This window comes from Algibacter sp. AS12 (assembly GCF_046736315.1).
Lineage (GTDB): Bacteria > Bacteroidota > Bacteroidia > Flavobacteriales > Flavobacteriaceae > Algibacter_B > Algibacter_B amylolyticus.
The window spans coordinates 3,275,642-3,291,076 of record NZ_CP151841.1; the positions used below are offsets into that span (position 1 = coordinate 3,275,642).

Genomic DNA, 15,435 nt, shown 5'->3' on the forward strand with positions numbered 1-15,435 from the left:
TTTATTATTAATTATCTTTTATTATCATTTTACCTTTTAATGTAGCGTTGTAACCCTTAGTGTTTATTAAATAGAAATAAATTCCAGATGGCAATTTTTTACGTTTAAACAGGTATTGGTTATTCCCTTTTAATAGAGTTTTTATAACTATTTCTTCTACTTTTCTGCCGCGTACATCGTAAATTGATAAGGTTGTGTTTGCTCTATTGTTATCTAAATAGAAATCGATTGTAGTTTCATCTTTAAAAGGGTTTGGGAAATTGTATGTGTGAGATGTATTTCCGATATCAAATTCATTAGTGCTTAGTGCGTTTCCTAAAATTTCTGAAGGAATCTCATTGGCATCTATACCTGCTAAAAGAACGGATTGAACAGAAGCGCTCGTGTTGGCCATTTTAGCTAGTGCTATTTTTCCATTTAAACTCGCAATAAAAGAGTAGGCAATAAGATTAACACTATTGTTTTTATTAGCCATGTTTACTGAAAAACCAAGCGGAGAAATTAATTCTTCTATTGTTTCTTTAGTGGTGTCATTAATTAAAATTTCGAAACTAGTTACATCATGTCCATTAGTGTCTAAGTATAAATATCCATTTTCTATACTAATTTTTGAAGTCGCGGCACTATGTGTTTTTTCTTTGGCTAAGGCACTTTTGGTGGTGACTTCCTTCTCTTGATTTTGTATAATATTAACTTGCCCAATAACATCTAGAATATTGATGCTATTACTACTGTCCACATCGGCTGCATTAAAATTAAAATAAGGAACATAGTTATTAATTATATGATTAATTGAAGTTTGTATATCCAAGACATTTAATTGACTATCTAGATTGGAATCTCCAGATTCATATTGTAAATAATAATTTATGATACTGTTTTTAGCATCACCAGAAATTTGCCTTAGTTCTACTTTTTGATTATTGGGGACTTTCCAAGTTTTAATTAAATCGATTAATTTAATACCAGTTTCTGATAGGTTAATATTTCTAGAGAAACTCCCAATTCGTAAATTATAGGTTTGGTTATTAAAGCTGCTTTTAGAATGTTCGTAGGTATTAATACTAAAATCTTTTACAGTAGTCTCGCTATTTAGGTTAATATCTCCAGCTTCAATAGTTTGTCTATCATACACAAAATCTATGGTTCCTGGTAAAGCGGTATCAATGCTAGTTAATTTGTTTGATGATAAGTTTAATGTGTTTAAAAAAGGCAAATCACCAAATATATTAGGAACACTGTTTGATACATTGTTTGCACTTAGGTCTATAGCTACAATATGCCCATCGTAAGTGCTTACTCCATACCATTTGTTAGTGTGTAGGTTATTGGTTGAAACATTCCAACTATTAGTCCACTCATCGCCATCTAAACTGTTGTATAAACTAACTAATGCAAGGTATTCTTGTTCTACAACAGGAATATTGGATTTGTCTTCAATACCTTCATAATTAAACTCTGTATTTCTAAAGGTACCTGTAGTTTGCCTAATTGAAATTTTAGCATTGGAAGGAATTTCGCCAATTCTAACATCATTGAATATAATTTCGCCTGCATCATTGGTAATAGTAGAGGTGTGGGTAACATCGTTAACTAGTAAAACAAACGTGTTTTTGGCATCAAAATTATTGTTTTCTAAATCGTATTTTGTAACGTTTCCTAGTTCGACGGTTAGTTCACTGCCTTCTAAATTTAATACCGTATTAAAATTAATAACTTGGTTTCGTAAATCTATATAGGTGTTAGTAAAATCGTAGTACAGTTTCTTTTCAACATTATCGAAACCATTACTAGAAATATCTAAATGCTCTAGGGCTACAAAATCTGATAATACAGATGGAACCGTACCGGTAAAATTATTATTACCAATGGCAAATTTTTTCAAGTATTGTAAATCAGAAATAGTATTAGGTACATTACCAGATAACGCGTTAGAACTTAAGTCCAATGTTTCTAAATCTGTTAATAAACTAATATTTGTAGGTATGCTACCTTGTAAATCGTTATTATTTAAAGCTAGTATTTGTAACTTACTTAAGCCCGTAATATCCGCAGGAATAACCCCAGATAGATTATTATTAAATAAATTAATAGAAACCACGTGCCCTCCTTTAATACTAACACCAAACCAACTGGTTGTATTTACATTATTTACACTAATATCCCATGAGTTTGTCCAGGAATCGCCGTTTGTTGCGTTGTATAATGTTTTTAAAATTTCGAATTCTTCATCTACAAGAGGTAAACCAAAACTTAAAGTGTTATAGTAAATATTGGAGTATTGCGCTGCACCTGTGGTTTGATAGATTCTAATGTTATCAGTTACTTCTAAGTTTAGTAAATTGATATTAGAAAATATTAATTTTCCATCGTTTGAAAAGCTAGTTTTTTGATACACATTATTTACAAATAATTGAAATTCGTTGCTGGCATTAGTATTTACTTCTCCATTATTAAAGGCAATTAATAACGCGGTAGGTAAATCAATATTAATCTCGTTAGATTCAATTTCGATATTTTCAATATTAATAGTTTGGTATCTCAGGTTAAGGTTGTTTAATTCTAAATTAGAAAAGCTAGCATCTAAATTTTCTAAAGAATTATAACTGACATCCAATTCTTCTAGGTTTGTTAAATTATCTAATTCTATGGGTATTGTGTTTATGGTATTATTCCTAATGATTAACGATTTTAAATTTGTTAATTGACCCCATGAAGCTGGTAGTGGACCAGAAATATTGCAATATCTTAGATTTAATTCTTCTAAGCTTTCCAGTCCAGAAAGGTTATCGAGATCTGTAGAACTAAAATCATGTGTATAATAACTAGACGTTGTCGTGGAACTTAAATCAAGTTTCCTAAGAAATTTTAAATTACTGAATGAGGCAGGTATTGCACCTACAATTCTATTGTTTGGTAAGCTTATTTCAACAATATGTCCATCTTCAATACCTAAACCATACCATGCTCCCAAGTTTAGATTGTTTGTGCTAACATCCCATTGATTTATCCAATTACTATCGCCTTGTGTGGCATTGTAAAAATCTACAAGTGCTTGATATTCTTCGTCTGGAATTTCTGCCAAATCTAAAGTGGTGTTAGTAAAGTTTATAGTTGTGCCATATGAAGTTCCATTTTGTTGGAAAATGGACACTTGCTGCTCTGAAGTTAAAGAGCTTAGGTGTTCTTTTGGAATTATAAGACTTCCGTCGGCTTCCATAACAAGATTGGTTGCCACATTGCTATTGTTTATTCTTAAATAAAAACTGTTTAATTCCGAAAAATCATTGTTAGACCTATTGTAGCGGGTAATATCTGGCAGGTTGGTTAATACCACATCATCTCCATTATACACAAACTCATCTAAGGTTATGGTTTGATAATATATACTTAAATTAACGCTGGAATTTAAAAAAGCCTCAGTATCCGTAATCTGATTGTAATGAACATTTAATGTGGTTAAATTAGTAAGGTCTTCTAATTCTTGAGGTAAAACGGTAATGGCGTTATTACTTAAATTAATTGTTTTTAAGCTTGTTAAATTGGCTATAGAGGTCGAGATAGTTGTTATGTTATTATACGAAAAATTGACTTCTTCCAATGCTGTTAAGGCATCAATCTCGCTAAATACAGTTCCTGAAAGCGCATTATTATTTAATGTTAGCGATTTTAAATTGGTAAGTTGCGACCATGAAGCGGGTAGTGGACCAGAAATATTACAATATCTCAAATTCAGTTCTTCTAGGCTTTCCAATCCAGATAGATTATCAAGATTGGTGGAACTAAAATCGTGGGCATAATAACTAGACGTTGTCGTGGAACTTAAATCAAGTTTCCTAAGAAATTTTAAATTACTAAATGAGGCAGGTATTGCACCTATTATTCTATTGTTTGGTAAGCTTATTTCAGCAATATGTCCATCTTCAATAGCTAAACCATACCATGCACCTAAGTGTAGGTTATTAACACTTACGTCCCATGTTGTTATCCAAGAGCTATCGCCTTGGGTAGCATTATAAAAATCGACTAATGCTTGATATTCTTCGTCCGGAATTTCTGCTAAATCTAAGGTAGTGTTAGTAAAGTTTATAGTTGTGCCATAAGAAGTTCCATTTTGTTGGAAAATGGACACTTGTTGCTCTGGAGTTAAAGAGCTTAGGTGTTCTTTTGGAATTATTAGACTTCCGTCGGCTTCCATAACAAGATTGGTTGCCACATTGCTATTGTTTATTCTTAAATAAAAACTGTTTAATTCCGAAAAATCATTGTTAGATCTATTATAACGGGTAATATCTGGCAGGTTGGTTAATACCACATCATCTCCGTTATACACAAACTCATTTAAGGTAATGGTTTGATAATATATACTTAAATTAACGCTGGAAGTTAAAAAAGCCTCGGTATCCGTAATCTGATTGTAATGAACATTTAATGTGGTTAAATTAGTAAGATCTTCTAATTCTTGAGGTAAAACGGTAATAGCGTTATTACTTAAATTAATTGTTTTTAAGCTTGTTAAATTGGCTATAGAGGTCGAGATAGTTGTTATATTATTATACGAAAAATTGACTTCCTCCAATGCTGTTAAATCATCAATCTCACTAAATACAGTTCCTGAAAGCGCGTTATTATTTAATGTTATCGATTTTAAATTGGTAAGTTGCGACCATGAAGCTGGTAGACTTCCGGATATATTGCAATACCTCAAATTCAGTTCTTCTAGGCTTTCTAATCCAGATAGATTATCCAGATTGGTGGAACTTAAATCGTGGGCATAATAACTGGACGTTGTTGTGGAACTTATATCAAGTTTTCTAAGAAATTTTAAATTACTAAAAGAAGCTGGAATAGCACCTTTAATTCTATTGTTAGATAAGTTTATTTCAACAATATGTCCATCTTCAATAGCTAAGCCATGCCATGCACCTAAATCTAGGTTATTAACGCTCACGTCCCATGTGGTTATCCAAGAGCTATCGCCTTGGGTAGCATTATAAAAATCGACTAATGCTTGATATTCATCATTAGGAATTGCTGGTAAATCTACAGTGGTGGTTGTAAAATTAATATAAGTGCCTCCTGCCGATCCTGACTGTTGGTATAGTCTTACTTGTTTTTCAGAAGTTAAAGTATTTAAAAATGATTTTGCTAGCACAAGGCTACCATCAGCTTCCATCCTAATGTTTGTAGCTACATTGCTTCCATCTATTTGTAAATAAAAGTTATTTAATTCAGAAAAATCGTTACTGGATCGTTTGTAACGCATAATGTTAGGTAAATTGGTTAAAACCACATCGACCCCATTGTAAACAAACTCGTCCAATACTACTGTTTGCGAATTAATACCTAAATAAATATTGGTATTTAAAAATCCTTCTATATCAGTAATCTTATTATACTCTAAATATACATGAGTTAAATTAGTAAGGTCTTCCAATTCTTGTGGTAAGATGGTAATCTCATTATATCTTAAATTGATAGTTTTTAAGTTTGTTAAATTGCTTATTGATGCAGGAATAGCTGATAAATTATTATTAGAAAAATCTATAGATTCCAATGCTATTAAATTACCTATCTCGTTAAAAATAGTATCTGCAAGTTCGTTATTGCTTACTATTAGAGATTTTAACTCTGTTAATTGACTCCACGACGTAGGAAGGCTACCTGAAATATTGCAATACCTAAGGTTTAAATCTTGTAAACTTTCTAATCCAGAAAGGTTTTCAAGATTTGAGGAGCTCAAATCATGGCTATAAGAACTTGAGGTTGTGGTTGCACTTAAATCAAGTTTTCTAAGAAATTTTAGATTGCTGAATGAAGCAGGTATAGCACCTCTAACTTTATTGTTTGGTAAACTAATTTCAACAATATGTTCATTTTCAACAACAACTCCATACCATGTTGCAGTATGTAAATTATTACTACTAATATCCCATTTGGTTCGCCAATCGTCTCCTCCCATTAAATTGTAGAAATCTACTAAAGCTTGATATTCTACGGTTGGTACAGGATCATTTTGTGCAAATAAAGGAGTCGAAAATACTAAAAGAATAATTTTTAGTAAAAAGTACTTTTTCTTCATTTTTTTTAATTTTAGTTGTTAGATAATTTTTGATGTTTTCCAATTCCATAGATTTTAAAATACATGGTAACCTATTTCTTGATGTTCTCTTGATTTATTATTTGCATTCGAAAGACTGAATAGGAATAGAGTACACCAATATAAAAGGGACTTGAAAAAAAATATTTTAGAATTTGTAGAGAAATGAAAATTCTTAGAATAAAATTTTTTACCAAATACATTATTTGAGAGTATCAAAATAATTATTGGAACAATTAATATGAAGTAATTTGTTATCATGATTAGCAACTTATATCAATTAATCTATTGCCAATTTTTCGGCAAAAGTTAATTATCAACCTATTAGTAAATTGCTATTAATAATATGGAGGAGCACTAATTTAAAAGATTTTTGAATTAATCTGTTTTATTTCCGATTAAAGTCAATATTATCAGTTTATAAGCAGTACTTGTTTATTTTTTTTAATTTTAAATATTGTGTCTAATATTTCGTTAAAAGAGGGTAATTAAATTAGTTTTGAATAATGGCAAATGAAGTATAAGGTTTAGGTATCTAATTGTTATTTCTTGGTATATGGTGTAGCTTTATATTAAAATTTAAGCACATAATCAGGCAATTTTTATGTGGTATTATTTGAATGAATATTACAATGAGCTTGTTTGTATTTCTTCCCGAATACTGGTTTTCAAAATTGTGTTCAAAAATCTGTTGAGTTTAGTGTTCATTGGTTAGTAAAATAATTTTATTTTTTAATAGTTTATTAAGATTTAATATCGCTTTATAGAATTAACCATTATATATGTTTAGCAATAATAAATTAGCTGCTCAAATACTATTTCTTGTGGAAACGAAAAATGATTTTAAGTAAATTAGACATGTTCAGGTTTTATACCAAATTTTTGAATAAAACATTTTCTGAAATAATAAAAGTCATTAAACCCTACTTTTTCAGATATTTCACTTATGGAGATTTCTTTTTCTTTTATTAATTCCATAGCTATGGTTAAACGGTAGTTTTTTATATAATCAAGTGGAGATGTATTTGTTATGGCTTTAATTTTTCTAAATAAACTAGATCGACTCATGGCTAGTGCACTCGCCATTTTTTCAACACTCATATTGGTATCAGATATATTGTTTTCAATGTAAGTGTTAGCCTTATCAATAATTTTCCTGTCGTATGCAGATAGTTTTTCAATTAAAGAAGAATCTCTATAATTGGCATTGTATTTTTCAACAATGGTTTTCTTTAATTCTATAAAGTTCCTAATAGTTTTAATTAATATTTCTGGATTAAAGGGTTTATTAATGTATGCATTTGCGCCAGAACCAAAGCCTTCTCTAACATCGTTTTCAAATGTTTTAGCGGTAAGTAGGATTATTGGAATATGGCTTGTGTTAATTTCATTTTTTAAGGTCTCGCACATTTCGAAACCATTCATTTTAGGCATCATAACATCTGATACAATAATGTCTGGATTCATTTTTTTTGCAACGCTAATGCCTTTCTTTCCGTTTTCTGCGGTTAAACAATTAAACTCTTTTGATAGGAATGAAACCATCCAGTTTAGAAGTTCTTCGTTATCATCAACCAGTAGAACAGTAGTTTTATTCTTGTCTGTGTCAAATTCAGTTTCTTTAATTTTACTTTCTATGTGTTCGGTTGAGTTAGTTGCAGTTTTTTCAACATTAAGAACAAAATCGTTTGAGTTGTAAAACTCTTTGTTTACGGGTAAAGTGACTGTAAACCTTGTACCTTCATTATGCTCACTTTCAACTTTTATGCTTCCTTTGTGTAAAAGCACAAGACTTTTTACTAACGATAATCCTATACCCGAGCCAAGGTGTTTATTGCTTGAGTCATCTACCTGGAAAAATCGATTAAATATTTTTGGAAGTAAATCTTTTGAAATACCAATACCTTTGTCTTCAACAGTAATAGTTACTTGTTCTACTTTTTTATTAACCTTGCCTACAGAATAAACATGTGGAAACTTTGAGTTTTGTTTTATAGGTTTTTCACTTAGATGGACTATTATAGAATATTCATCTTTATTGTATTTAATTGCATTTGAAATTAAATTACGGACAATTTTATTTATAACATCTCTATCAATAAATACTCTATTTTCAAACGAACTTTCAAAATTTATAAGCGTTTTGCTTTTTGCAGATGGATTATTAAATGAGTTGCAAATATTTTTTATAAAAGCATTTATGTCTGTTCTAAATAGTTTTAATGTTTTAGCGTTTTTTTCAACTTTTCTAAAATCTAAAATTTGATTGACTAGCTCTTTTAAATAATTAGTGTTTTTCTCTGCAATTAATAGGTTTTCTGTAATTTCATTGTTGCTAGAAATAGATAAAGCATGGTGTATAGGTCCAGAGATAAGTGTTAATGGCGTTCTAATTTCGTGAGAAACGTTTGTAAAAAACGTAAGCTTTTCTTCTTGGAGTTCCTTGTCTTTTAGTTTTTCTATTTTTTCTAACTCTAATTCATGTAAAATCTTTTTTCTTTCTTTGTATTTCTTTGTTAAAAGCATAGCTATGATTGCAGCTAGAATAAAATAAAGTATATAGGCTAAATTAGATTTCCACCAAGGCGGCGAGATATTTAATTCTAATTCTATGGGTGAATTAACCCAAACACCATCGTTGTTAGACGCATTAACAGATAAAGTATACTTACCTGAGTTTAGGTTATTAATATGTATAACGGGGCTATTGCCTTTAATAATTGATTCATCATTTTTTAACAAAGACCATGCGTATTTATTTTTATTGGGTATAACATAGTTTAAGGCTGCAACATTTATCGTTATGTTTTTTTGATAATATTTTAAATCTATTCTTTTTTTAAACGTAATTGTTTCTGTACCTAAACCTGTGCTGTCTTTAGGGAGATAATCTTCATTATCAATTTCAATTTTTGTAAATACTATTGGAGGTACATATAAATTCTTTTCTAGTTTTGAAGGTTGAAACTTTGTAAAGCCTTCATTACCACCAAACCACAATGTTTGGTTTTTAGATTTATAGCTCGATTTGTTTATAAACTCATTACCTTGAATTCTATATTGTTGATCGTAAGTTTGAATGTTAGAAAAATCTTTAGAAATACGAGATAAGCCTTCAAAAGAGCTAACCCATATTGAATTATCAATACCTTCGTTTATGGATTTTACATTCATGCTAAAACCCTCGAACTTTTCGATAGTACAATTACCGTTTTTAATGTTTAAGTCCGTTATTTTTAATAAACCATTTGATGTGCCTACCCAAATATTATTGGTAGAATCAAGAAACAAATCATTTATTTCATATATGGAATCCTTTAATGGATTATTGGAAATTTCAATAAATTGATTCAAATTAAAGTTGTAAATAAAAATAGTATTGGATGAGCAGATAAACATAACATCCTTTTCTTTCCAATAAGAAATGACTTTAGTTTTGTTTTTTAATGAATTAGGCAGCAACCTTTCTTCTAATTGCAAGGTGTTTTCATTAACAAACAATAAGCCTTTAGTGTTTGATGCCAGCCATAAGGTACTATTCTTGTCCTTCTGAATGCCGTATATAGAAAAATCTTGAAACAATCTTTTTTCAACTCGTCCAGATTCTTCATTAAACAACTCGAGTCCAAAATCATTTTTTCCTAAATCATGACTACCAATCCAAAGATGGTTTTTATCTTTTTTACAAATAGCCTTAATATGACTAGATATATTTGAACTTTCAAAATTTGTAAAATTATCTTTTTGTAGTAAAGAAATACCATGGCCATCTGTACCAATCCACATTCCGTAATTATCTTCAAAAAAAGTATTGATAATATTTGAGGCTATAGTGTTTTTTAAACTCGCAGAATGGCTATAAGTTTTAAATGCATAGTTTGTAGCGTATTTAATATGTACACCGCCGCTATAGGTGCCAAACCATATGTTATCTGAAACATCTTTAATTATGCCGTGTATGGAGTTATGAGTTAGACCTATATTATTTTTTTGATCAGAGAAATAGCCTTTTAATTTATGTTTTTTTAAATTTAAAACATATAAACCATTAAAAGTCCCGATGTAAATCTTACCATTTTTACCTTCACAAAACGACCTAATAATACCATTTTTTAAAGCAGGAGTTTCTCCCATTAAATAGTACTTGGTCTTTTCTTCATTTTTTAGTAATACGGCAAACCCATTCCAGTTACTGCCAAAATAAATATTGCCAGAAGTATCTTTATAAATAGTATTTATATAAGAAATTTTATTAGAATCTATAAAATCAGCTTTGTGAAGCGTATTTTTTGCTTTATCGTATTCGTAAATAAACTTACCTGAAGATATTAAATACATACCATTTTCAAGTGGTTCTATGTCTAAAATTGAAGAAGATAATGGCGTTATTTGCTTTTTAAAAGCATTAGTTTTTGGACTTTTTACGAATAAACCTTTTGAAGTAACTGCCCAAATGGTGCCATCTTTCTCTTTTTTTAAAGACTTTACCACTAAATTTTCTAAACGATTAATTATACCGCTCTCGGTTTTATAGGTTGCTCTAGTTATAGTTGCATTAAAAGCGTTGTAATAGTCTAGTCCATTATCTGTTCCTATCCAAATAGAGCCTTTATTACCAGCTAGAAGTTTTGTAATATCATTTGAGGATAGGCTATTTAAATCGTTTTCTTTATTCTTAAAATATGTAAATGTCTTACCGTCATATTTGTTTAGACCATTTTTTACAGTTCCAAACCACATAAAACCTAAACTATCTTGACATACAGCCAGAACTGAGTTTTGCGATAAACCTGTTTTAGTGTTCAGGTTTTCAAAACGAATTTGAGCATGTAAATTATATGTTGCAGATATAATAAGCAACAATAAAAACCTGATAAGAAGCTTGGCCATAATATAATTTACTTGGGTACTCAAATTTAGTTAAAAAGAAAAGAAGAATGAAATGCATAATTCATCAAATAACCGAATTGTAGCAATTTAGTAGTTTGGAATAAGTGTAACCATCTGTTTTTTAGTATTTTAAATCGTGTTGTTTAAAAAATCAAGGAGGAAATGTGCAACAAATGACCTAATATTTGAACAGATTTTAAGTGATATATCTTTTTTTGAAACAAATATCAAATATTTGAAATTTCTCTAAACACAACTTTTGATAGAATTATTAAAATTTGTAACAATCAAATAATAATAAACATTTTTAATTATGAAATACATTTCAATTTTAATACTCACATCAATTTTATTTCTAATTTCTAGTAGTTGTGATAAAGATTATTTGAAAAAGGAGGTTGTTATTTCAAATATGGAGAGAGTTGCTAATTATGAATTAGAACATCCTTCAAGAGATAATATAAAGAAAAATAATAATCATGAAAATGGTTGGGTTCCTTCAACCTTTTATGTCTCGCTTATTCCTTTATATGAAGCTACAAACAATGAAAAATATTTAAGCGCTGTTGAGGATTGGGGTAGCTCATTTGATTGGAATTGTGCTCCAAGGTTAAGGCATGCAGACGATTTGGCATGTGGACAGGTGTTTTTAGACTTGTATAGACATAAAAAGGAATCAGTATATATTGAAAAATTGCAACAACGTATGGACTCGCTTGTAGCAACTGCAATTCCAGGAAGAGAAGATTGGTCTTGGTGCGATGCATTATTTATGGCGCCACCAGTTTATATGATGTCTGGCGAAATTTTAAATGACCAGAAGTATTATGATTATGCGGATAATATGTTTTGGGATGTATATGATTACTTATATGATAAAGATGAGCATTTGTTTTACCGAGATGCTCGATTTTTTAATAAAAAAAGCCCTAATGGCGAAAAGGTGTTTTGGGGACGTGGTAATGGTTGGGTAATTGCTGGTTTAGCTAGACAGATTCCTTATATAAAAGATGAAAAAATGAAACAACCTTACATAAAACTATTTAAGGAGATGGCTAAAAAAATATCTAGTTTACAACAAGAAGATGGTATGTGGAGAAGTAACCTACTAGATCCTAATGATGTTCCTAAAAAAGAAGCATCTAGTACAGCTTTTAATGCATTTGCTTTAGCCTGGGGAATTAATAATGGTTTGTTAGATGAAGAAAGCTATAGACCTGTAGTTGAAAAGGCGTGGGTGAGTTTATCAAAATGTATAAATGAAGAAACTGGTATGATAGGATGGGTACAACCTATTGGAGCAGCACCTGGAGATACCGATAAAAATACAACCATGGCTTATGGAGCTGGTGCCTATGTATTATTAGGAACTGAAATATTGAAATTACCTAAAAACTAATTATACCTAAAAACGAACTAAACTAAAATTAAATAATTATGAATGAACGTATTTTAAAAAAATGTATTTTACTCGTAATATGTTTTGCTAGTATATTGGCATCAGCTCAAAATTCGAGCACAATTACAGGAGTCGTTAAAGATACAAACGGAATAGTGTTACCAGGTGTTAATGTTATTTTAGAAGGCACTAATAGTGGAACAGCTACAGATTTTGATGGTAATTACACTATTAATGCATCATCAAAAGATATACTTGTCTTCAGTTTTTTAGGTTACCAAACAACAAAACAAGTTGTTGGTAATAATACAACAATCGATATAATATTGGAGGAAGATGCCGCTCAATTAGATGCCGTCGTGGTAGTAGGTTATGGTACTGCTAAGCGTAGTGATTTAACCGGAGCATTAACATCTGTTTCATCAAAAGATTTTGACAAGCAACCTTTAAGTGACGTAAGTCAGGCTTTACAAGGTAGAGCTGCCGGTGTTCAAGTTTCTCAAACAAGCGGAGCTCCAGGAGGTGATTTTAAAATACGTATTAGAGGAGCAAACTCTATTACGGGTGGTAATGATCCATTGTATGTAGTTGATGGGCAGTTTGTTTCTATTTCAACGGTTAATGTCAATGATATTCAATCTATGGAAGTGCTTAAAGATGCTTCGGCTACTGCTATTTACGGAACAAGAGGAGCCAATGGTGTGATTTTGATAACTACAAAAAAAGGTAAACCTGGTAAGGCAAAAATAAGTGTGGATATGTTTACTGGAATATCTAGCGTCACTCAAAGACTAGATTTAATGAGCGCTGCCGAATTTGCAGAAGGTGTTAATTTTGTTGAAGGCGTAGATCCAAATCAACCAAATCCTTTTTACACTACAGAAGAAATTGACGCTTTGCGTGCTTCTGGAGGACAAGATTGGCAAGAACGTCTACTAAAAACAGGATATACTAATAACTTTCAAATTTCAGCTAGTGGCGGAAGTGAAAAGATGGACTATTATATTTCTGGAAATTATTATGATGCAGAATCTACAGTAATTAATCAGGACTTTAAAAGACTTAATTTAAGAAGTAATTTTAATGCCAAACTTTCAGATAAAATAAAAGTTGGTCTTAATTTCAATTTAGGACAAGAAGAAACAAATGGTTTTAAAGCAGATATAGGTAGAGGTTTAGCATGGGATCCAACCACACCTGCTTTTAATGAAGATGGTGATTATAATTTTAATTCTATTAAAAATGTTGCCACATCTAATACAAACCCTTTAGTTGGTGCGCAAAATAATATTAGGGAAAACACGACAGATCGTTTAAGTGTAAATGGATATTTTAATTGGGATGTCGCTAAGAATTTAGTATTAAATTCCTCTTTAGGACTTGTAAGAACTGAAAGAGACAATAATGCTTATGATCCATTGATTTCTAGTTCAATTGGTGTTGCTTTTCTAGAAAACACATCTATATCTAATTTGTTTAATACAAATAGACTAACCTATTCTATAGATATTAATGAAAATAATAGTTTAAAAATAGATGCTGTACATGAGTTGGTTGTAAACAAAAGTAACAGTACAGATATTACCGCAAGTAATTTCTTTACAGATGTTGTAACGTTTAAAGATTTGTCTGCAGCCAATATTCAAGTTGTAGAAAATTCGGAAAGTAATAGAGATTTAGAATCTTTTCTGGGGCGTATTAATTACTCATTAATGGATAAATATCTACTTACTGCTTCTTTAAGAGCTGATGGTACGAGTGTTTTTCAGAAAAATAAATGGGGCTATTTTCCATCTGCATCTCTAGCATGGAAAGTTTCTGAAGAAAATTTTATTAAAAATATAGAAACCATAAATAATCTTAAATTTAGAGTAAGTTATGGTAAAGTGGGTAATCAAGGTATTAATCCGTTTGGTACAAGGGCAAGAGCTGTACTAGGAGCAGATATTAATTATCCGTTCGACGGTTCAATAACCACAGGAGTTGCACCATCTAATAGAGTGTCTAATCCAGATTTAACATGGGAAACTACAGAGCAAATAAATGTTGGTGCAGATCTTGGGTTGTTCAATTCGGCTATCACATTATCATTAGATTATTACAAAAAAAACACAAGCGATTTATTACTTGATACCCAATTACCAGAATTTGTTGGACCAACAAGAAAGTTTGTTAATGCAGGTGAAGTAGAGAATAAAGGTTTTGAAATTACTTTAGGAACCAGAATATTAAGAAAAGATAATTGGAGTATAAACTCAACATTAAATCTTTCAAGTAATAAAAATAAAGTACTAAGTCTTAACGATGATGTTGAATTTATAGAAATAGGCTCAAATGTAGATTCTCCAATAAGCCCAACAAGAGTTGAAGTTGGTTTACCTATTAGCACATTTAGAGGCTATATTTTCGAAGGTGTTTACCAAATAGGAGAAGAAGCAGAAGCGGCTTTATTTAATAGAGTTCCTGGTGATGCAAAATACAGAGACATAAATGGAGATGATGCCATAACAACGGATGATATCACTAAAGTTGGTGATGGTAATCCAGATTTTGTTTGGGGGTGGAATTGGGATGTAAGTTATAAAAACTGGAATTTAAACTTTTTAATTACAGGTTCTCAAGGTAACGATATTTATAACTTCGCAAGAGCTCGATTAATGGGCTTAGGTGCTCAACAATTTCATGCGGTGCATGGTGATTATAGAAATAGGTGGACACCAACCAACCCAAGTAATATTCCATCAGGAACCGATGGAACTCAGACCATATCTACACAATTTTTAGAAGACGGGTCTTATGCAAGTATGAAAAACATTGCATTAAGCTATAATATAGATGCCGAATTTTTGAAAAAAATAGGATGTTCTAATGCACGTGTCTATGCAAGTGTCGAAAATTTATTCGTAATAACAAATTATACAGGTTTTGATCCAGAAGCGTCTGCGTCCGTAAGTAACCAAGACGCTGTTGTGGGGATAGACTTTAATACTTTTCCGCTTAATAGAACTTTAACGTTTGGAGTTAATCTTTCATTTTAAAAATATAA

General features: G+C 30.7%; 4 protein-coding genes. 2 read left to right on the forward strand and 2 right to left on the reverse strand.

Translation table 11 applies throughout. The annotated features are described in order from the left end of the window. Window positions 1–7: 7 nt before the first annotated feature. Both AAFN75_RS13655 and AAFN75_RS13660 read right to left on the reverse strand, forming a co-directional pair. A complete protein-coding gene (locus tag AAFN75_RS13655; RefSeq protein WP_411806848.1) occupies window positions 8–6,082 on the reverse strand; it encodes a leucine-rich repeat domain-containing protein in 6,075 nt (2,024 codons plus the stop codon). A gap of 870 nt (window positions 6,083–6,952) precedes the next feature. Further along, window positions 6,953–10,990 carry a two-component regulator propeller domain-containing protein gene (locus AAFN75_RS13660; protein ID WP_411806849.1) on the reverse strand — a complete coding sequence of 1,346 codons (4,038 nt, stop codon included), beginning with the start codon at window positions 10,988–10,990 and terminating at the stop codon, window positions 6,953–6,955. Window positions 10,991–11,303: 313 nt separating this feature from the next. Between AAFN75_RS13660 and AAFN75_RS13665 the strand changes: the two genes are divergently transcribed. Continuing rightward, window positions 11,304–12,389, forward strand: coding sequence for a glycoside hydrolase family 105 protein (locus tag AAFN75_RS13665; RefSeq protein WP_411806850.1), 1,086 nt, complete (start codon window positions 11,304–11,306; stop codon window positions 12,387–12,389). A 38-nt stretch (window positions 12,390–12,427) separates the two neighbouring features. Next, window positions 12,428–15,427: a SusC/RagA family TonB-linked outer membrane protein gene (locus tag AAFN75_RS13670; RefSeq protein ID WP_411806851.1), complete on the forward strand. Its 3,000-nt coding sequence runs from the start codon at window positions 12,428–12,430 to the stop codon at window positions 15,425–15,427. The last annotated feature ends 8 nt before the right edge of the window (window positions 15,428–15,435 follow it).